Source organism: Streptomyces mirabilis, assembly GCF_039503195.1.
GTDB classification, from domain to species: Bacteria; Actinomycetota; Actinomycetes; order Streptomycetales; family Streptomycetaceae; genus Streptomyces; species Streptomyces mirabilis_D.
Window position 1 is genome coordinate 6,491,385 of record NZ_JBCJKP010000001.1, and the last position, 20,049, is coordinate 6,511,433.

The following is a 20,049-nucleotide window of genomic DNA, read 5'->3' on the forward strand; positions in this document are numbered from 1 at the left end:
GATCAAATGAGTGCGGTCGGCACCGGATGAGCGCCATGGGAATCCACACCCCCGAAGCATCCGGGTCGCAGCCCCCACGGGGCCTCAACAAAAAACCCCTCATCTAGGAGCAATCGTGGCGCGCGACATCGCGGCTCCCTCCACCGTCCCCACCCAGCACAAGGAACTGATCTCGTGGGTCAACGAGATCGCAGAACTGACCCAGCCGGACAACGTGGTCTGGTGTGACGGATCCGAGGCCGAGTACGAGCGCCTGTGTGAGGAGCTCGTTCACAAGGGCACCTTCAAGAAGCTCGATCCGATCAAGCGCCCGCATTCCTACTACGCCGCTTCCGACCCGACCGATGTCGCGCGGGTCGAGGACCGGACGTTCATCTGCTCCGAGAAGGAGGAGGACGCGGGTCCGACCAACCACTGGAAGGCGCCCGCCGAGATGCGGGCCATCTTCACCGGAGAAGGAAACGGCGTCGCGGGGGAGAAGGGCATCTTCCGCGGCTCGATGAAGGGCCGGACGATGTACGTCGTCCCGTTCTGCATGGGCCCGCTCGGCTCCGACCTCTCCGCGATCGGTGTCGAGATAACCGACTCCGCCTACGTCGCCGTGTCCATGCGCACCATGACCCGCATGGGGCAGCCCGTCCTCGACGAGCTCGGCACCGACGGCTTCTTCGTGCGTGCTGTGCACACGCTCGGAGCGCCGCTGGCCGAGGGCGAGGCGGACGTGCCGTGGCCGTGCAACTCCACCAAGTACATCTCGCACTTCCCCGAGTCCCGCGAGATCTGGTCGTACGGATCGGGCTACGGCGGCAACGCGCTGCTCGGCAAGAAGTGCTACGCCCTGCGTATCGCGTCCGTCATGGCGCGTGACGAGGGCTGGCTCGCCGAGCACATGCTCATCCTGAAACTGACCCCGCCGCAGGGCGAGTCCAAGTACGTCGCCGCCGCCTTCCCGAGCGCCTGCGGCAAGACCAACCTCGCCATGCTGGAGCCCACCGTCTCCGGCTGGACGGTCGAGACGATCGGCGACGACATCGCGTGGATGCGGTTCGGCGAGGACGGCCGGCTGTACGCGATCAACCCCGAGGCCGGTTTCTTCGGCGTCGCGCCCGGCACCGGTGAGCACACCAACGCCAACGCGATGAAGACGCTGTGGGGCAACTCCGTCTTCACCAACGTCGCGCTCACCGACGACAACGACATCTGGTGGGAGGGCATGACGGAGGAGACTCCGGCCCACCTGATCGACTGGAAGGGCAACGACTGGACGCCGGAGTCCGGTACGCCCGCCGCCCACCCCAACGCCCGCTTCACCGTCCCCGCCTCGCAGTGCCCGATCATCGCGCCCGAGTGGGAGGACCCCAAGGGCGTGCCGATCTCGGCGATCCTCTTCGGCGGACGCCGCGCCACCGCCGTACCGTTGGTGACGGAGTCCTTCGACTGGAATCACGGCGTCTTCCTCGGCGCCAACGTGGCCTCCGAGAAGACCGCCGCCGCCGAGGGCAAGGTCGGTGAGCTGCGCCGCGACCCCTTCGCCATGCTGCCGTTCTGCGGTTACAACATGGGCGACTACATGGGGCACTGGGTCGACGTCGCCAAGGACAAGGACCAGGCGAAGCTTCCGAAGATCTACTACGTGAACTGGTTCCGCAAGAACGACGCGGGCAAGTTCGTGTGGCCGGGCTTCGGTGAGAACAGCCGTGTCCTGAAGTGGATCGTGGACCGCCTCGACGGCCGCGCCGAGGGCGTCGAGACCCCCATCGGCATCCTGCCGGCCAAGGGCGCCCTGGACACCAAGGGACTCGACCTCTCCGAGGCCGACCTCGACTTCCTGCTCACCGTCGACAAGGACGTGTGGCGCGAGGAGGCGGCGCTCGTGCCCGAGCACCTCAACACCTTCGGCGAGCACACCCCGAAGGAGCTGTGGGACGAGTACCGCGCGCTGGTGCGGCGCCTGGGCTAGCCCCCAGTGGACGGCGGCCTCGCGGCCGCAGTCCACCCTCGAACTCCGCGGCCGGTCCGACTTGCCCTGACCTGCGACGTCGCCAGGCCGGCCGCGGGGACGACATCACGAACGGGCCCGTGTGCGCGCCGTGCAACGACGTACGGCGCGCACACGGGCCCGTTTTGGCACACGGCACGATGCGGCCGGCGGTGGCGACTGCACGTGATCCGCGTCAGGTCTGCCCTTATGCGCGCCGTGAAACGGTGCGAAAAGGGCTGATTCGTGGGTAATTCGCCTATGGTGACGCCATGCGTGGAATCCTGTTGGCCGGAGGCACCGGCTCGCGACTTTGGCCGTTGACCCGCTCGGTGTCGAAACAACTGTTGCCGGTGTTCGACAAGCCCATGGTCTATTACCCGCTGACCACACTGGTGATGGCCGGTGTCCGTGAGATTCTCATTGTCACCACCCCCGAAGACCAGTTCCAGTTCCGTCGTCTGCTCGGCGACGGCAGCCAACTGGGCCTGCGGCTGGAATACACGGCACAGGAACGCCCGGAGGGCATTGCTCAGGCTTTCGTACTGGGAGCCGACTTCATCGACGGTGAGCCGGTCGCCCTGATTCTGGGCGACAACATCTTCCACGGCAGCGGCCTTGGCACACGACTGGCCCGCCACGACGATCTGAAGGGCGGCAGGGTATTCGCCTATCAGGTCGCCAACCCCTCGGCCTACGGCGTAGTGGAGTTCGACGAACTGGGCCGAGCGCTGTCCATCGAAGAGAAACCGGACCGGCCCCGCTCCCGGTACGCCGTGCCCGGACTGTACTTCTATGACCACCAGGTCGTGGACATCGCCCGCGCTCTACGGCCGAGTGTCAGGGGCGAGTTGGAGATCAGCGACCTCAACCGTGTCTATCTGGAGGCCGGGGCGCTGCACGTCACCCGGCTCGACCGGGGCACCGCGTGGCTTGACACCGGAACCTTCAACTCCATGGTTCAGGCCTCGGAATTCGTTCGGGTGATCGAGGAGCGCCAGGGCTTCAAGGTCGGCTGCGTCGAGGAGGCGGTCTGGCGGGCCGGCCTGATCGACGACCACCGGCTCCGGCAGCTGGCCCAGCCGCTGCTCAAGAGCGGATACGGCCAGTATCTGCTGGGGCTTCTGGAGGACTCCCGCTACGTCGTCATGCCCCAAAGGGGCAGCGGATCGCGCCGCGAAGAACCGCTGCGGACAGGGCCGGGAGCTCCTGTGTGACGGTGGTCGCAGCCGCCCGTCCCACCCCGCCCGCACAAGATGTGGGTGGACGGCGGCGGCCACCGGCATCCCGGAGACCCGGACCGGACGGATGCCCCGCCGAATGCCTCTGATGCTCGATCAGCTCCGGTGGCGCGGCTTCGCCTCTCGCTGGTGCAGCAGCACGAAGCCGCTCTGCTCCGCCACCAGGTCGTACCCCGTACGGCGGTTCTCCGCCAACTGCGACTGTTCCGCCTCAACGCTCAGTGGCTCGCCCGGCCATCCTCGTCCGCTGTCCGGAACCCATGTGTCCACCATGATCCACTGAGGGTTGGGACGGCTGCCCGGCGAGCCGTAGAGGCCGACGCTCGTACGGTGGACGAGCTGGGGTACCAGTTCGTTGGACGCCTGGACCCTGGCGCCGTCGGGGATCTTGTCCATCAGGCGATGGGCGACGGCGACGCGAGGGTCGGTCCGCCAGGTGTCCGGCTGGACCAGGTGGAACAAAGGGAAGTTCGGAAGGATCACGAGGGTGATGGCGGCAGAGCCCGCGAGGTAGCGGCGCAGACTGCGCCCGTTCGTCCCACGTCGCACCAGGGCGTCGATGAAGGCCGCGAAAACGGTCGGCATCAGGACGAGCGAGTAGTGGAAGCCGGTCCCCCAGTGCAGGCCGTTGCTCGAAGTGAAGCGCCACACCAGAGTCGGCACGGCGACCCACAGCAGTGGGGACCGCGTGGCCAGGAACAGGGTGGGGGCGAGCACGAGGAGGAGTGTGGACACCTTGGTCTCGGGGGTGACCAGACCGATCGTGCCCCGGTGGAGCAGATCCAGCAGACCGCCCGCGCTGCCGCCGTTGGATCCCGCTGCTCCGGAACCGTCCTCGACCAGGGACCAATAGGCGAAGGACCCGCTCGGGTTGAAGCCCGGCAGAACCACAAACAGCGCCAGCACCGACCCGCAGAGGCCGGCTGTGGCCGTGAACAGTCCGAGACCGCGGTCGCCCCGCCGGGCGATGACGAGACCGATGAGGACAACCGTGAGTCCGAGGTCCTCCTTCACGAACAGCAGGGGCAGAGCCCAGCATGCCGCGGCCATCAGCCGGTCATTCCCGAGGGCGGTCAGCGAGAACGCCAGGAGCGGAATGGCGAAGGCCACTTCGTGGAAGTCGTAGCCGACCCCACTCGCGATTCCCCAGGAGAGCCCGTAGCAGGCACCGATCACCGCACCGGCCGGGCCACCCAGGGTCCGGCGCGCCCACAAGGCCAGCGGGATGACGCTCACGGCGATGAGCGCGGCCTGCACGACAAGGAGCGTTTCCGCTCCCCGCCATACCCAGTAGAAAGGCGCCACCAGCGCCAGGATGGGAGAGAAGTGATCGCCCAGGACGGGAAAGTCCTGGCCCTTCACTTCGGAGACCGGCAAGTGTCCTTCCGCGTAGGAGCGGACGACCTGTTCGAAGATTCCCAGGTCGTAGCTGCTCGTGAGCATCCGTTGGTGGAGACGGAGCGACACCGCCGCGTACATCACGAACAGCGCTCCCGTCATGGCCCAGATCCACCATGTGCCGTCGAAGCGGCCCTTGGGAGGCGGGTCGGTCATCGCCTCTTTCTGCAAGAGCGGTTGTTGCATCGGGACCGTTGCGCTTTTGGTGGGCGATTTCTGCATCGAGAGCCCTTCAGGGAACCGGGAGTGGCGGCCATCAAGATGCCAGCAGCCTGCGTTAATCGACCTCGTTCAAACTCTTGTGTAGTCAGAATCCACTGAATGGCCGTACACGGGAGCCGCCGTGCGGCCTAAAGTTCCGCGACGGATGTCCCGAAGGCAAGGACGTAGTAATCGGCGAAGAGACCTGAGCGGCGGAAGGAAGTAGTCACGTGAGACCACTTGGCATCGAAGGGGCCTGGGTGGACACACCCAGGGCGTTCGAGGACAGCAGGGGGCGGTTCCACGAGTGGTTCAAGAACGACAGGTTCCACGATTCCATCGGCCAGGGGTTCCCACTCGAGCAGGCGAACTGCTCTCGCTCGGTTCGCGGAACTCTTCGCGGTATCCACTATGCGTCGGTCCCGCCGGGTCAGGCCAAGTACGTCGCCTGCGTCAGCGGTGCCGTCCTCGACGTGGTGGTCGACATTCGCACCGGCTCCCCGAGTTTCGGGAAATGGGAGGCGGTTCGGCTCGATGACACCACGCACCGCTGTGTCTATCTGTCGGAAGGGCTGGGCCACGCCTTCATGGCGTTGGAGGACAACTCCACCGTCGTCTACCTGTGTTCACAGGGATACGCGCCGGAGCGCGAGCACGGCATCGACCCGCTGGACCCGACGTTGGCCATCGCCTGGCCCGAGGACCTCGCACCGCGTCTTTCCGACAAGGACGCCGCGGCGCCCACGCTGGCGGAAGCCGAGCGGCACGGGCTGCTGCCCTCCTTCGAGGACTGCAGTGCGTATCGCAGAAGTCTCGTGAGCAGGGCCTGAGAGGGCTGCCCTTCGGCAGAGCCCCGCCCTTGCGGCGGGGCGGCTCGCCGCCCGGATCACCGGGTGTCACCCTCCACGACATCGCGTTGTGAAAGGTCAGCAGTACGCCGGATCAGCACCTCTCCGCCCGGCAATGGAAACCCGAGGAAATTGCGGAGAAATTCGGCTGTTGTCGTCCCGGTCGTCCCGGATCGTCTGCCATTGAGGCCGCACGGGTGATCCTCGTTTACGACACGGGCAACTCGTGATCATTCAATCGCGGATTGTGAAGAATGGGCCTGTCCGTAGCCGTAGGCGTAGGCGACGCGACACGTTTGCGAGTAAAGCGCACCGAGTGCGCGCGCATGCGATGTGGTCACTCCAAGTTCGTAAGAAAGGTTCTCTGGTGAGCCGTAGAACGATCCGAAGTTCCCGCGTGAAGACCGCGACTCTGGTGTCTGCGAGTGCGCTTGCCGTAGCGCTCAACGTCGTCCCGAGCACGACGGCCATCGCCGACGCGATCCACAGGTCCGGCGCCGACGTCAGCGCGGGGCTGCCCGGCCCGAACGGCGTCAAGAGTGACGTCGGCGGCGGTCATGGTGAGCGCGGGCCGCAGGGACCGCGCGGCCACGAGGGCAAGCGGGGCCCCCAGGGTCCGCAGGGTCCGCGGGGTCCGCAGGGCTACCAGGGTGCGCAGGGCGCCCAGGGTGCGCAGGGCGCCCAGGGTCCGCAGGGTGACCCGGGTAAGAATGGTGCCCAGGGTGCCCAGGGTGCCCAGGGCGCGCAGGGTGCCCAGGGCGCGCAGGGCGCGCAGGGTGCCCAGGGCGCGCAGGGCGCGACCATCCACACGTACGTCGTCCACGACTCGTTCACTGAGCCCACCAAGTTCGTGGACATCTTCTGCTTGCCCGGTGACGAAGCCACCGGCGGCGGATTCGCTTCAGGCGGCGCCAACGTCGCGGTCAGCAAGCCCATCCCCAGTACGACGGGAAGCACCCCCATCGGCTGGCAGGTTGGCACGCCGGCCGCCATCACGGCACCGCCCGGTTCTGCCACGACCGACGGCTACGTGATCTGCAACGATCTGTAACTCCCACGCGAACGGTGGCGCACTGTCGGCCAACCGCTTTCGCTGAGATCGAGCGGACGGTGCCCCCGAGGCTTCGGCCTCGCGGGCACCGTCCGCATTGCGTCCGCGCCCGCGACCTGGCGTCCGAAGCCTCGGTGCTGGATCCCGGGCAGTGAGAAAGACTCTGAGAACTATGCGCATCCTTGTGACCGGCGGCGCTGGATTCATCGGTTCGGAATACATCCGGCGGCGGCTGAATTCGGATCCGGCAGCGCGGATCACCGTCCTCGACAAACTCACCTATTCGGGGGTCGAGGCAAATCTGGCACCGGTGGCTGAACACCCGGGCTACACCTTCGTCCGGGGCGACATCTGCGACCCGGATGTCGTCGACCAGGTGATGGCGGGCCAGGACGCGGTGGTCCATTTCGCCGCCGAGTCCCACGTGGACCGGTCGATCGACGGCGCCGGTCCGTTCGTCCGCACCAATGTGATGGGCACGCAGGTGCTCCTGGACGCGGCTCACCGGCACGGCGTCGGCCGTTTCGTCCACGTCTCCACCGACGAGGTGTACGGCTCGATCAGCGAAGGTTCGTGGACCGAGGGGTGGCCCCTCGCGCCGAACTCCCCCTACTCCGCGTCGAAAGCCGGCTCCGACCTGCTGGCGCTCGCCCACCACCGCACCCACGGCCTGGATGTCGTGGTCACCCGGTGCACCAACAACTACGGGCCGTACCAGTTTCCCGAGAAGGTCGTCCCGCTCTTCATCACCAACCTGATCGACGGGAACACGGTCCCCCTGTACGGAGACGGCCGCAACCTCCGCGACTGGCTGCACGTCTCCGACCACTGCCGGGGCATCGACCTGGTCCTGCACGGCGGCAGGGCCGGGGAGGTCTATAACATCGGCGGCGGGACCGAGCTGAGCAACCACAAGCTCACCGGCCTGCTGCTGGACGCGGTCGGCGCGGGCTGGGACAGCGTTGAGTACGTGGCCGACCGCAAAGGCCACGACCTGCGCTACTCGCTGGACGACAGCAAGATCCGCGAGCAACTCGGCTACGCGCCGCAGGTGTCCTTTACGGAGGGCCTGGCCGCCACGGTCGCCTGGTACCGCGAACACCGCTCCTGGTGGGAGCCGCTGAAGGAGAGGGCCGTGCTGTGACGACCACGAGCTGGCTGGTGACCGGTGCGCGCGGACTCCTCGGCCAGGACGTGCTGGCCGAACTCGCTGCCGATCCGGATGCCACGGTGACGGGACTGGGCCGTCACCAGCTCGACATCACCGACCCTACGGCCGTCCGTGCGGCCGTCACCGGTCACGGGGTGGTCGTCAACTGCGGCGCCTGGACGGACGTCGACGGCGCCGAGCGGGCGGAGGCGGCGGCCACAGCCGTGAACGGCGCAGGCGTCCGCCATCTCGCGCGCGCCTGCGCGGACAGCGGCGCCCTGCTGCTGCACATCTCCACCGATTACGTGTTCCCGGGCGACTCCCGTCGGCCGTACCCCGAAGACGCACCGACGGGACCCGTCAACGCGTACGGACGGAGCAAGCTGGCAGGGGAGCGGGCAGTCGCCGAACTGCTGCCGAGTACCGGCTACATCGTGCGCACCGCCTGGCTCTACGGCGCGCACGGTCCCAACTTCGTGGCCACCATGCTCGAACTGGCCGGCCGGAGCGAGACCCTGGATGTGGTGGCCGACCAGCACGGTCAGCCCACCTGGTCCCGTGCGCTCGCCCGGCAGCTGGCGGCTCTCGGCCGTGCCGCCCTGGCCGGTCGGGCACCGGCGGGCATCTACCACGGCACGGCGGCCGGCCACACCACGTGGTGCGGTCTGGCCCGTGAGACCTTCCGTCTCAGCGGACTCGATCCTGAGCGCGTCCGCCCGGTCGACTCGGACAAGTTCCCGCGTCCGGCGGCCCGCCCGGCGTTCGGTGTACTCGGTCACGGCAACTGGCTGCGGGCCGGTCTCGCGCCACTGCCCCGCTGGGACGACCAGCTGACCGCGGCCTTGAAGACGCCCGCCTTCGCCGCTCTGGCCGCCGCGGCGCGCACGAGCGGCGGAAGCCTGCCGACCTGAGGAAACCAAGGCCACGACCGGGACGGAAAAGGCCCTGAAGCACGAGGCACCGGCGAACGCAGGAAGGCGCCCGGCGGAATGCGACAGTCCCGCCGGGCGCCTTCCGCATACAGGGCCTAAACCAGCAGGGGTCCGCCGCACCGCGGGGTGCCCTCCTTCATCGCGATGAGGTTGGCGACCACGTACGAGATGTCCTTCTGGGAGTGCCACTCGGTCGGGAAGTAGGTGACCAGCCGCGACGACTGGAACCGGGCCTCGATCTCGGGCACGAAGGTACGGTACTGGTCGTCCGTGTAGTACCAGAACGAGTTCTCGTTGTAGTGGGCGACGTGCGCCGGGTTCTGGTGGGCCCCGCGGCCGTCGGAACTCGGCGACATGACGAGGAGCATGCCGCCGGGCGCCAGCAGCCGGTACAGCTCGTTGATCAGCGGCACCTTCGCGGGCACGTGCTCGAAGAACTCCACCGCCCGCATCAGGCCGACGGAGCCGTCGGGCAGGTCCAGCTTCTCGGGCAGGGTCGCGACGATGTCGACGCCCTCTTCCGGGCGCTGGTCCACGCCCACGTAGCCGGGCGGCTTCCGGTGGGCCGCGCCGAGGTCCAGCGCGAGCAGTCCGCGCCGCTGGGTCCAGGCGAGGGCGTTGGCCTCGATGTACTTGTCGTAGAGGGCGACGGTCTCGCGCTGGATGTGCCCGTTGATCTCCGGGTCGCTCTGGGTGTTCGCGGGGTGCACCCGCTGGAGGTAGAGGCAGCGGTTGATGTGGTGGAAGTCGCCGACGTGGAAGAGGCGACACATCAGGTCCTGGTCGTCCAGCACCGTACGCGCGGCGTCGTACCCGCCAGCCTTCTCATAGCTGTCCCTGCGGAACGCGCGCACGTGGTTGGGCGCGTACCAGATGTAGGAGACGTTGTGCGGCGTCGGCGCCAGGGAGATGACTTGGAGCAGCTTGCGGCCGTCGACGTTCACCTCCTCGTACTGCCAGCCGCACGTCTCGTCGAAACGGCTCTCGTCCCGCTTTCCGTCCTCGGTGATCTGCGCGGTGTTGCTGTAGACGAAAACGGCTTCGGGATGCGCGTCGAACGCCTTGCCGAGCTCCGTCAGGCAGGCCTTGGCCAGGAGATCGTCGTGGTCGAGTTCCACGAGGATCTCGCCGCGCGTCAGTTCACAGGCCCTGCGCTTGGCCGCGCCGACGCCGCGGAGGTCGTCCGCGATCTCCACCCGGACCCTGTGGTCGGGTCGCTCCGGCCGCCACCGGGCGCCGTTGTTGAGCAGGACGATCCACTCCCAGTCCGAACAGGTCTGCGCCTGCAAGGTCGCCAGGCACTCGTCGAGAAAACGTGGCTGGTGGCTGGGCGTGAAGACGGAGAACCTCGGAGTCGCGGTCGACGTCATCTGGTGCTCCCTGCTTGGCTCGATGTCGGGGAAGGGGTTACGGAATTGCGAAAGGGTTCCGGTACTTGGGAATGCAGTGAGGGGTCGGCCGCGACGGCACGACGGAATGCTTCCCCGGCCTCTTCGTCGCGGTCCTTTTCCGCCAGGATGTCACCGAGTTGCAGATAGGCCGTGGCGGCCTTCGGGTCGGCGGCGATGCACTTCTTCAGGAGTCCGATGGCCCGGTCGGGGTCGCTCGACTTCAGCAGGATGGCCTCGTTGAAGAGAGCCGACGTGAACGACGGATCGATCTCCAAGGCCTTGTCGTAGGCTGTACGGGCGTCGTCCGGCATGCCGTCCTGCTGCCCGATGACGCCCAGGTTGTACCAGGCGACCTTGTTGCGAGGGTCCAGTTTCAGCAGCCGCCTGTAGGTATCGGCCGCCCCCTTGGAGTCGTGGATCTCACTCTGTTGCAGAAGAGCGGTCTGCATGAGCACTTCGACCTGATGGCGCTGCGCCAAGGTTCCTGGCGCGGACTTGGATTCCGTGGCCGGGGTCGGATGGGGCTGAATCGCCCAGACGGTCACGCCTGTGGCAACGGCCAGCGTTCCGGCGAGGCCTGCCCACAATCGCCTACGTTTCACTTGGTCACATCTCGTGGAATAGTGAGGGACGGATGGATGCGGCTGATCTCAGACGGCCGATAGCGAAAGACCGCGGCGTTGCCAGCGGTACCGGATTCCGAACCACCGTCATCTTCGCCGACGTTACGAGGCTGTCCTGGCGAGCTGCCAGGCGGCAGGCGCTTGGGGTTTGCAGACCACCCGAATGCCCTCTTCATCCTCTGATAGGCCATCATCACCGCGCTCACACCGAGGCACGACGGCCGGAAGGGACTCGACCTGTCGGAGTTCGACGTCGACTTCCCGCTCACTTCCGCGGAACAGCCGGTGCGCGAGGGTTCTGACACCGGCTTCCAGGTTCTGGACGTGCGCGAGCCGGCCGCGGCGAGCCGATGCCCACTGGTTGTGCGACGCCTTGGTGGTCGTCCCGGCCGGGCGCGACGAACGGCTCCGCCGCTTTCGTCAGCCGGACGATCCCTTCACCCTCGCCCGGCTGCACCCGAAGATCCCGCCACCGCATCCGGCGAGCACCCCCCGAGGTCACGCATTTTCCCCGCTCGCCGCCCGCTCCACCGATGCCTCCCAGCCGCCCGAACCGGCCTGACCCAGGGCCGATGGTGGCTCATTGCGAGCGGCCGCGGTCCTCCAGATGACGCGTGTGCGACTCATGGCGCCGGGCCTCGACCTCCCGCAGGGCCGCCGCGAGCCGGTCCGCCTCCTCGTGCAGCAGGGTGAGCTGGCGCTCCAGGTGGCGCTCCGGCGGTTCGGTGCCGGGCGTCAGCCGGGTCCACCACCGTGTGCGTACGTAGGTGTCGACGGCCTCGGGAATGTCCTGCCGTACGGCACGGGACAGCCCGTGCACGCCCTCCGGGTCCCGCGCGATCACCTCGGCGACCCAGCCGGGATCCAGCGCGGTCAGGAGCTCGGCCAGTTCGGTGAGCCGGCCCGCCGCCGCCGGGGGTGGTTCCACATCGTCCAGATACTCCCGCAGGCGGCCGAAGTCGCCACGTAGCTCCTCCAACTGGGCCGAGGGATCCGGGAAGTCCGGCAGCGGCGGCCGCTCCGGCGGGGCGATCAGGGCGCCCGCCCCGTACAGCCCCGCGACGACGACCGGCCAGTACGGGCCCGCGACCCCCGCGAAGGTGAGGGCCGGACCGATGAGCCCGCAGGCGCTGCCGATGAGGTTCCAGGCGCCGTCGAGCGAACCCTTGCGGGCATCGAGGAGGCGGCCGGTCGGCGATGTGCTGGAGCTCGCCCCGGTCGGAGTCGCCGAACAGGATCGGGAAGACCGGGATCTCCTTCTGCCCGCCCGGCAGCCGACCGTAGAAGCCGTCGAAGTCCTGGGGGGTCGGCGCCGCTCGTGTTCTCGCCGTCCGTCATCAGCACGATCGACGTGAACGTGTCGCCGCCCGCGCCCAGATGCTCGTACGCCTTCTCCAGCGACGTGTAGATCGCGGTGTTGCCGGAGGCGCTGAGAGCCCGCACAGAGCCCTCCGTGTCGGGGGGGACTGGCAGTACCAGGCTGTGGCGGCGCCGGGGGAGCACCATGGAGGGGTGAGCCAACGAGACCCTCGCGAGCACGGAGAGCTCGGTACCGCGCTGCGGTACTGGCGCGACCGGACCACACCCCAGGAGGCCGGGCTGCCGAGGGGCGGCGCGCGGCGGGCGCCCGGACTGCGCAGGGAGGAGCTGGCGCAGCTCGCCGGGCTCTCGGTGGACTATGTCACCCGCCTCGAACAGGGCCGCGCCACCGCCCCCTCCGGCCAGGTGGTCGGCGCGCTCGCCCGCGCCCTGCGCCTGTCGGAGCCCGAGCGCGGCCACCTCTACCGGCTGGCCGGGCAGGCCCCGCCCGCGGCCGGACACATCTCGCAGCACATCCCGCCGAGCGTGCAGCGCCTCCTGGACCAGCTGAGTCAGTCCCCGATCGGGGTCCACGACGCGGCGTACAACCTCATCTCGTGGAACCCGCTGTGGGCCGCGCTGGCGGGGGACCCGTCCGGGTGGCGCGGGCGGGAACGCAACTACGTGTGGCGGCAGTTCACGGGCCTGCCCAGCCGGACCACGCACACCCCGGAGCAGAAGCAGAGGCTGCGCACGGCCCTGGTGTCGGATCTTCGGTCCGCCACCGCCCGTTATCCCGGCGACCGGGGGCTGCGTTCGCTGATCGCGGATCTGCGGCGGGAGAGCGAGCCGTTCCGTGAGCTGTGGGCCTCGCACGCGGTCGGGTTCCACAAGGCCGACACCAAGACGGTCCACCATCCCGAGGTGGGGACGATCCTCCTGGACTGCGACACGCTCGCGGTGCCGGGCGGGGACCTGCGGATCACGATCTGCTCGGCCGCGCCGGGCACGGCGGCGGCGCGGCAACTGGCGCTGCTCGCGACGCTCGGGTTGCAGACGACAGCCACTGCCCTTGGCTGACCGACGGGTGTGTGGCACCCGGTCCGCACGTCGCTGCGGGTGCGCGCGGACCGGGGCCGTACAGGGGGAGCCCGAGGGCTCGGACGCGGCTCTCAGCGAGCCGCGAGTTCGCGGGGTTCGGCGGCCGGGGCGTGGGCGTCCATGCGCTCGGCGGCCAGGATCGCGACCGCGGTGTCCGCGCGGGACGCGGCGACGACGAGGGCACGGCCGGCGAGGGCATGGGCCCGCTGGTGGAGAGCGGCGACGTGCGGCTCGCGCACGGCGGCGCCCGACGACGCGCGGACCGGCGCCACTCCTCCCCGCAGCCGCGCCACCTGCTCGGCGAGCCTCTCGGCCGCCGCGTCCAGGTCGGCGGACGGCCCGATCGCGCGGATCTCGTCGGTCACCGCGAGGAGCGCCGCGAGGTGTCCGGCGAGCTGGATGTCCAGCTCCTCCTCGCGCGACCGGTGGGGAAAGTCGGAGGGGGTGCCGGCCGTCGTGTGGACCGACTTGGTGCGGATCGGTTCGTACATGGGGACGGCCTCCTGTGCTCTTTCAGGAAGCCATCCTAGCTTGGATTTCGTCTAAAGTTGAGCCATGTCGCGCATCTTGTCGTCCCGCGCACACTGTGTGAGCGTCACGGCTGGCTGTAACCGTCCAGGAAGTTCCCGATCCGGGTCACCGCGTCGGTCAGATCGCCCACGCTCGGCAGGGTGACCACCCGGAAGTGGTCCGATTCGGGCCAGTTGAAGCCGGTCCCCTGGACGACCATGATCTTCTCTCGGCGGAGCAGGTCGAGGACCATCCGGCGGTCGTCCTTGATCTTGAAGACCTTCGGGTCGAGCCGGGGAAGAGGTAGAGCGCGCCCTTGGGTTTCACGCAACTCACGCCCGGGATCTGGGTCAGCAGCTCGTAGGCGACGTCCCGCTGTTCCTTGAGTCGGCCGCCGGGCAGCACCAGGTCGTTGATCGTCTGCCGCCCGCTGAGCGCCGCGACCACGCCGTGCTGACCGGGCATGTTCGCGCACAGGCGCATGTTCGCGAGGATCGTCAGGCCCTCGATATAGGAGTCGGCGTGCGCACGGGGGCCGGAGATCGACATCCAGCCGACCCGGTAGCCCGCCACCCGGTACGCCTTCGACATGCCGTTGAAGGTGAGGGTGAGCAGGTCGGGCGCGACCGAGGCGGTCGGGGTGTGCGTGGCGCCGTCGTAGAGGATCTTGTCGTAGATCTCGTCCGAGCAGACCAGGAGGTTGTGGCGGCGGGCGATGTCGGTGAGCCCGCGCAGCATCGCCTCGTCGTACACCGCGCCCGTCGGGTTGTTCGGGTTGATGATGACGATCGCCTTGGTGCGGTCGGTGACCTTGCGCTCCACGTCCGCGAGGTCGGGCATCCAGTCCGACTGCTCGTCGCAGTGGTAGTGCACGGCGGTGCCGCCGGACAGGGACACGGCGGCGGTCCACAGCGGGTAGTCCGGCGCCGGTACGAGGACCTCGTCACCGTCGTCCAGCAGGCCCTGCATCGCCATGACGATCAGCTCGGACACGCCGTTGCCGATGAAGACGTGCTCGACGTCGGTCTCGATGCCGAGGGTCTGGTTGTGCATCACGACGGCGCGGCGGGCGGCGAGCAGGCCCTTCGCGTCGCCGTAGCCGTGCGCCGTCGACACGTTCCGGAGGATGTCCTCCAGGATCTCGGGCGGGCACTCGAACCCGAACGCGGCCGGGTTGCCGGTGTTCAGCTTGAGGATCCGATGCCCCGCCGCTTCCAGCCGCATCGCCTCCTCGAGCACCGGGCCCCGGATCTCGTAACAGACGTTGGCGAGCTTGGTCGACTGGATCACCTGCATGACGGTGAGCTTACGGCCGCGTAACGCTCGGCGGGGGGTGTTTTCCACCACGTGAGACGTGGCGTTTTGGGTGGCTTTATTCCCCGGCGTTGTGCCGTAAGCCCTTGCAGTCCCTAGAATCCGCGCCGATGTCCTGGCAGAACGGTGAGACCGAGGCCGAGCCGGGGGTGTACCTCCCGAGTGGCGGCGGCGAGGCGCCCCCGGCGTACGAGGCGTACGCGGATCCGGCGGCGGCGCACGGCTGGCAGGACGCGTACGACGGGGCGGGTGCGTACGACGGGCCGGGTGTGCGGACGGCCGATGGCGACGAGCCGGGGGCGGGCGGCGACGGCGCCGTGGCGCGTTCCGGGGCCGGCCGCCGTGACGGCTCGCGGCGCCGCCGCCGGAAGCGGCTCCCGCGGCGGCGGGTGGCGGTGGCGGGCGGCGCGGTGTGCGCGGTCGTCCTCGGCGCGGTGGTCGTGGGACTGTTCGACTCCGGGTCGTCCGGGGGCTCCTCGCCCTCGGGGTGGAGCGACGGTGACGGCCGGGGCGCGTCCGCGTCCCCGGAGCCGACGGCTTCCGCGGGTGGCGCGACCGCCGGCGCGGCGGAGACGACGCCGGGCGACTCGCCCGCCGCCTCCGGCGCGAGCACCGGGCGGACCTCTCCGGGCGCGTCCGCGTCCACCTCGGCGACGCCGTCGCCGACGGCGCCGCGGTCCCCGTCGGCCGGGACCCCCACCAGTTCCACCACCCCCACCACCAGCCCCACCGCGACCACGGGTCGCGGTGCCGGCAACGGCAACCCTGGCCACGGTCAGGGCGCCACCAAGCGGCCGAAGTAGCCGCAATCCCCCGGGTTCTGTCCGGGCCACGGCAGACCCCGCGGTGGTGTTCGCCCCCGGTCGCTCGCCCGCCTGGACGACACGCCCCGTCCCGCCGCTCCGGCATGCCCATGGCCGGAAACCGCTCCTTGTCGCCCCCGTCCCCTCGATTGACAATGCGCATGACAAAACTGGAAGTGGCCGGAAGATCTCCGGTCGCCCAAGTCGCAAGAGGGGACCCCCACATGAGAAAGCCTCTCGTCGCCGCGCTCTTCGCCCTGGTGATCACCGGAGCCGGCGTGGCACCCGCGGTCGCGGCACCCGCACCCGCGGCGGCGTCCACGTCCGCGTCCGTGTCCGCGGTCAAGGCGGACACGAAGGCGGCGGCGCCGACCCTCCAGGCCGTCAGCCTCGCCGGGACCGTCGCGCTCAGCAACTGCTCCGGCTCCGTCATCCGCTTCCCCAACTCCGCGGACAGCGACCCGGCGCTCGTGCTCTCCAACGGCCACTGCCTGGAGACGGGCTTCCCGGAGCCCGGTGAAGTGATCGTCGACCAGGCGTCCAGCCGTACCTTCGGCCTGCTCAACTCCGCCGGCACCCGGGTGGCGACCCTGCGGGCCGGCAAGGTCGCGTACTCGACCATGACCGACACGGACGTCACGATCTACCAGCTCACCAGCACCTACACGACGATCAAGAACTCGTACGGCATCAGCGCGCTGACCGTGCAGGACACGCACCCGACCGTCGGCACCGCCATCACGGTCGCCTCCGGTTACTGGAAGCGGCTCTACAACTGCAGCATCGACGGGTTCGCGTACCGCCTCAAGGAGGGCGACTGGACCTGGAAGGACTCCATCCGCTACACCTCCGCCTGCAACACCATCGGCGGCACCTCGGGCTCGCCGGTCATCGACCAGGCCACCGGCAAGGTCGTCGCCGTCAACAACACCGGTAACGAGGACGGCGAGACCTGCACGGTGAACAACCCCTGCGAGGTCGACGCGAGCGGCAACGTCACCATTCACCCGGGCATCAACTACGCCGAGGAGACCTACCAGATCCCGGCGTGCTTCACGACCGGCAACAAGCTCAACCTGAGCGCGAGCGGATGCACCCTGCCCAAGCCGTGACACCTGCGCGACGGCGGGCGGTCACCGGGGAGTCCGGCGGACCGCCCGCCCCGCCAGTACGTCCGTCCGCCGCCCGTCCTCGATCACGAACCGGCCGTCGATCAGGACGTACGGGATGCCCGTGGGGAGTCTGCGCGGCTCCTCGAACGTCGAGCCCGCCGCGACCGTGGCCGGGTCGAAGAGGACCAGGTCGGCGCGGTACCCCTCGCGGACCAGGCCGCGGTCGGGCAGCCGCAGCCGGGCGGCCGGACGGCCGGTGAGATGGGCGACGCACTCCTCCAGGGAGAGGACGCCCAACTCCCGTACGTACTTCCCCAGATACCGCGGGAACGTGCCGTACGCGCGCGGGTGCGGCTTGTCGCCGCGCAGGATGCCGTCCGAACCGCCGGTGTGCACACGGTGCCGCATGATCGCGCGGACGTTCTCCTCGTGGCCGACGTGCTGGAGGATCGTCGGACCCAGCCGGTCGTCGAGGAGCAGGCGGCGGGCGGTCGTCCAGGGGGTCTCGCCGAGCCGGTCGGCGGACTGCCGGACCGTGCTGCCGACGTACGACGCGAGCGCCGGGTCGGTGACCCCCGAGATCTCGATCGTGTCCCACTCGATGGGCACGCCGTGGCAGCCGTCGGCCCCGATCACCTCCATGTGGTGCCGGACGCGCTCGGCCGCCTCCTCGTCCTTCAGGCGCGCGAGGATCGCCTCCGGGCCGCCCTCGCTCGCCCAGCTCGGCAGCATCGCCACGAGCGTGGTGCAGCCGGGGGTGTAGGGGTACGTGTCGAGGCTGATGTCCGCGCCCGCGGCGAGGGCGTCGTCCAGGAGGGCCAGCAGCTCCGGGGCCCTGCCCTCGTTGACGGCGAAATTCATGGTGGCGTGGGCGAGGTGGAGCGGGCAGCCCGCCTCACGGGTGAGGGACACCATCTCCTCGTACGCCGCCAGGGCGCCCGCCCCGTACGAGCGGTGGTGCGGGCAGTAGTAGCCGCCGTACTCCGCCACCACCCGGCACAGCTCGGTGAGTTCGGCGTCCTGGGCGTACATGCCGGGGGTGTAGGTGAGGCCGGAGGACATGCCGACGGCGCCCTCGCGCATCCCGTCGGCCACCAGCCGCCGCATCCGCTCCAGCTCCCGCGCCGTCGCCGGGCGGTCCTCCCAGCCGACGGCGAGCATCCGGACGGTGCCCTGCGGGACCAGATACGCGGCGTTCACGGCGATGCCCTCGCCGTCGAAGCCGTGGTCGAGCCGGTCCAGGTACTCGCCCACCGAACGCCAGCCGAAGTCGATGTCGTCGCCGGGTCCGTTCCAGCCGGTGATCGTCGACCGGACCTCCGCGAGGGTGCGGTCGTCGACCGGCGCGTACGACAGTCCGTCCTGGCCGATGACCTCCAGGGTCACCCCCTGGGCCGCCTTCGCGCTGTGGTCCGGGTCGCGCAGGAGGGCGAGGTCGCTGTGGGCGTGCATGTCGATGAAGCCGGGGGAGAGGGCCAGTCCCTCGGCGTCAAGAACCCGCCGGGCGACCGGCCGCAGACAGCCGGCCGCCGCGCCCTCCTTGAGCACGGTGGTGATCCTGCCGCCCTCGATGCCCACGTCGGCGCGGTACGAGGGCCCTCCGGTGCCGTCGACGACCTCCGCGTCGCGGATGACGAGATCCATCACAGGGGCCTCCTGGAAACATGCGTCACAACGGCCTCTCAGAAGAACGTACGGACGTAGTCCACGACCGTGCCGTCCGCCTCCACCAGCGGAATCAGCTGCCACTTGTCGAAGGACGTGCAGGGATGGGACAGCCCGAGGCCCACCCAGTCCCCGACCTCCACGTCCGCCTCCGGGTCCGTGCGCAGCCACGCGTGCTGGTCGGAGAGCGCGGTCACCGTCAGACCCGTCGCCGGCCGCTCGGCACCGTCCCGCCGCACCACCTGGGCCTCGGGCAGATCGAGGTCGTACGCCGCGTCCCGCTTGCCCGCGTTGACGAAGGCCTGCTCGGGGGAGGGCCGGGAGACGACCTGGGCCCAGAGGCGGAACGCGGGGTGCAGCGCGCCCTCCTCGGGGACCCGGGTGAAGGGGGTCAGCCGGCGGTAGTGGCCGTCGTCGTGCGAGACGTAGGCGCCCGAGCGCAGCAGCTTCAGTACGGGCAGGGAGAGGTCGGGGAGCTCGGAGAAGACGTCCGCGACGGCGTCGAACCAGGCGCTGCCGCCGGCGCTGACGACGATCTCCGCCAGTCCTTCGAACCGGCCCGCCTTGTCGAAGTCCACCGCCAGCGCGGTCAGCCGCCGCAGCCAGGCGTGCACGCGCTCGGGGTCCGCCGCCGGGACCTCGCCCTCGTAGCCCGCCACGCCGACCAGCCGCAGGGTCCGCGTCGCGGCCACCGCGTCCGCGACCGCCGCGCACTCGGCCTCCGTACGCACCCCGGTGCGGGCCCCCGCGCCGGCGGCGAGCTCGACGACCACGTCCACCGGACGGGTGGAGCCGTGCAGCGCCGCGTCCATCAGCTCGACGCCGCGCACCGAATCGACGTAACAGACGAAGCGGAAGTCCGGGTCGGCCGCCAGCTCGGACGCGATCCAGCGCAGCGCCGCCGCGTCGACGAGTTCGTTCGCGAGGAAGATCCGCTCGATTCCGAACTCCCGTGCCACGCGCACCTGGTGGGGCACGGCGAGCGTGATGCCCCAGGCGCCGTGCTCGATCTGCCGCCAGAACAGCTGGGGGGCCATCGAGGTCTTGCCGTGCGGGGCGAAGGCGAGGCCGTGGCGGACGGCGTACGTCTCCATCAGTTCGAGGTTGTGCGTCAGGCGCTCGGCGGACAGGGCGAGGACGGGGGTGGTGAAGCCGCCGGTGAAGAGGTCGCGGCGCTGGGCGGCCAGCTCGCCGACGGTCAGACCCTCGGCGTCCGGGGGAAGCCCTTGAAGCGGTGGTCGACGCGGTCCGCGGCGAGACGGTCCGCCGCCAGACGGGCGGCGGCTTCGGAGGCGGTCATGGGGCCATCCCTTCAAGGGTGCTGCGCTGCGTTGCATCATGTGCAACGGTCATTGCGTATGTCGTTTACTGCTGTCTAACATCCCAGCCAACGCAGGGTCAACGGTGCCGCCCGGTCCCCGTCGGCCGCGAG

Annotated in this window: 15 protein-coding genes and 3 pseudogenes; 9 read left to right on the forward strand and 9 right to left on the reverse strand. The window is 69.5% G+C overall.

The genetic code is table 11. From position 1 onward, the window contains the following. Window positions 1-115 precede the first annotated feature (115 nt). Window positions 116-1,960: a phosphoenolpyruvate carboxykinase (GTP) gene (locus AAFF41_RS29990; RefSeq protein WP_319753588.1), complete on the forward strand. Its 1,845-nt coding sequence runs from the start codon at window positions 116-118 to the stop codon at window positions 1,958-1,960. A gap of 290 nt (window positions 1,961-2,250) precedes the next feature. Next, a complete protein-coding gene (gene rfbA / locus AAFF41_RS29995) occupies window positions 2,251-3,195 on the forward strand; it encodes a glucose-1-phosphate thymidylyltransferase RfbA (RefSeq protein ID WP_319753589.1) in 945 nt (314 codons plus the stop codon). A gap of 120 nt (window positions 3,196-3,315) precedes the next feature. On the opposite strand, the gene AAFF41_RS30000 is transcribed toward rfbA, so the two are convergent. Next, complete coding sequence (locus tag AAFF41_RS30000; RefSeq protein ID WP_319753590.1) at window positions 3,316-4,773, reverse strand: DUF2079 domain-containing protein; 1,458 nt, start codon at window positions 4,771-4,773, stop codon at window positions 3,316-3,318. A gap of 275 nt (window positions 4,774-5,048) precedes the next feature. On the opposite strand from AAFF41_RS30000, the gene AAFF41_RS30005 reads away from it, so the two are divergent. The 4 genes from AAFF41_RS30005 (at window position 5,049) to rfbD (ending at window position 8,778) form a co-directional block, all read left to right on the forward strand. Next, complete coding sequence (locus AAFF41_RS30005) at window positions 5,049-5,648, forward strand: dTDP-4-dehydrorhamnose 3,5-epimerase family protein (RefSeq protein WP_343324913.1); 600 nt, start codon at window positions 5,049-5,051, stop codon at window positions 5,646-5,648. Window positions 5,649-6,063: 415 nt separating this feature from the next. After that, window positions 6,064-6,717, forward strand: a complete 654-nt coding sequence (locus AAFF41_RS30010) for a hypothetical protein (RefSeq protein ID WP_343324914.1) — start codon at window positions 6,064-6,066, stop codon at window positions 6,715-6,717. A 172-nt stretch (window positions 6,718-6,889) separates the two neighbouring features. Continuing rightward, window positions 6,890-7,861 carry a dTDP-glucose 4,6-dehydratase gene (gene rfbB / locus AAFF41_RS30015; protein ID WP_343324915.1) on the forward strand — a complete coding sequence of 324 codons (972 nt, stop codon included), beginning with the start codon at window positions 6,890-6,892 and terminating at the stop codon, window positions 7,859-7,861. Next, on the forward strand, window positions 7,858-8,778 hold the full coding sequence (rfbD, locus tag AAFF41_RS30020; RefSeq protein ID WP_343324916.1) for a dTDP-4-dehydrorhamnose reductase: 921 nt from the start codon (window positions 7,858-7,860) through the stop codon (window positions 8,776-8,778). The genes rfbB and rfbD overlap by 4 nt, the downstream gene beginning before the upstream one ends. Before the next feature lie 116 nt (window positions 8,779-8,894). Here rfbD and AAFF41_RS30025 read toward each other — a convergent pair whose 3' ends face one another. The 4 genes and pseudogenes from AAFF41_RS30025 to AAFF41_RS30040 all read right to left on the reverse strand — a co-directional run. Then, the gene (locus AAFF41_RS30025; protein ID WP_343324917.1) at window positions 8,895-10,169 is read right to left on the reverse strand and encodes a glycosyltransferase; all 1,275 of its coding nucleotides are present in this window, start codon (window positions 10,167-10,169) and stop codon (window positions 8,895-8,897) included. Next, the gene (locus AAFF41_RS30030) at window positions 10,166-10,735 is read right to left on the reverse strand and encodes a tetratricopeptide repeat protein (RefSeq protein WP_343324918.1); all 570 of its coding nucleotides are present in this window, start codon (window positions 10,733-10,735) and stop codon (window positions 10,166-10,168) included. The genes AAFF41_RS30025 and AAFF41_RS30030 overlap by 4 nt, the downstream gene beginning before the upstream one ends. 658 nt (window positions 10,736-11,393) lie before the next feature. Further along, window positions 11,394-11,951, reverse strand: coding sequence for a hypothetical protein (locus AAFF41_RS30035; protein ID WP_343326376.1), 558 nt, complete (start codon window positions 11,949-11,951; stop codon window positions 11,394-11,396). Then, a pseudogene (locus tag AAFF41_RS30040) lies at window positions 11,949-12,253 on the reverse strand (hypothetical protein); the annotation flags it as partial. The gene AAFF41_RS30035 and the pseudogene AAFF41_RS30040, both read right to left, overlap by 3 nt. Window positions 12,254-12,325: 72 nt before the next feature. Between AAFF41_RS30040 and AAFF41_RS30045 the strand changes: the two are divergent. Next, on the forward strand, window positions 12,326-13,192 hold the full coding sequence (locus tag AAFF41_RS30045) for a helix-turn-helix transcriptional regulator (protein WP_343324919.1): 867 nt from the start codon (window positions 12,326-12,328) through the stop codon (window positions 13,190-13,192). A gap of 92 nt (window positions 13,193-13,284) precedes the next feature. Here the strand turns inward: AAFF41_RS30045 and AAFF41_RS30050 are convergent, their stop codons facing one another. Next, window positions 13,285-13,704, reverse strand: a complete 420-nt coding sequence (locus tag AAFF41_RS30050) for an SCO4983 family protein (protein ID WP_319746795.1) — start codon at window positions 13,702-13,704, stop codon at window positions 13,285-13,287. 104 nt (window positions 13,705-13,808) lie between these two features. Next, a pseudogene (locus AAFF41_RS30055) lies at window positions 13,809-15,019 on the reverse strand (pyridoxal phosphate-dependent aminotransferase). Between the two features lie 128 nt (window positions 15,020-15,147). Between AAFF41_RS30055 and AAFF41_RS30060 the strand changes: the two are divergent. After that, window positions 15,148-15,840, forward strand: a complete 693-nt coding sequence (locus tag AAFF41_RS30060) for a hypothetical protein (protein ID WP_343324920.1) — start codon at window positions 15,148-15,150, stop codon at window positions 15,838-15,840. A gap of 224 nt (window positions 15,841-16,064) precedes the next feature. Further along, a complete protein-coding gene (locus tag AAFF41_RS30065; protein WP_319746791.1) occupies window positions 16,065-16,952 on the forward strand; it encodes a S1 family peptidase in 888 nt (295 codons plus the stop codon). Window positions 16,953-16,973: 21 nt separating this feature from the next. Here AAFF41_RS30065 and AAFF41_RS30070 read toward each other — a convergent pair whose 3' ends face one another. Together AAFF41_RS30070 and AAFF41_RS30075 are read right to left on the reverse strand one after the other, a co-directional pair. Next, the gene (locus AAFF41_RS30070) at window positions 16,974-18,596 is read right to left on the reverse strand and encodes an N-acyl-D-amino-acid deacylase family protein (protein WP_319746789.1); all 1,623 of its coding nucleotides are present in this window, start codon (window positions 18,594-18,596) and stop codon (window positions 16,974-16,976) included. Between the two features lie 38 nt (window positions 18,597-18,634). Further along, window positions 18,635-19,917 (reverse strand): annotated as a pseudogene (locus AAFF41_RS30075) (amino acid deaminase). Window positions 19,918-20,049 lie beyond the last annotated feature (132 nt).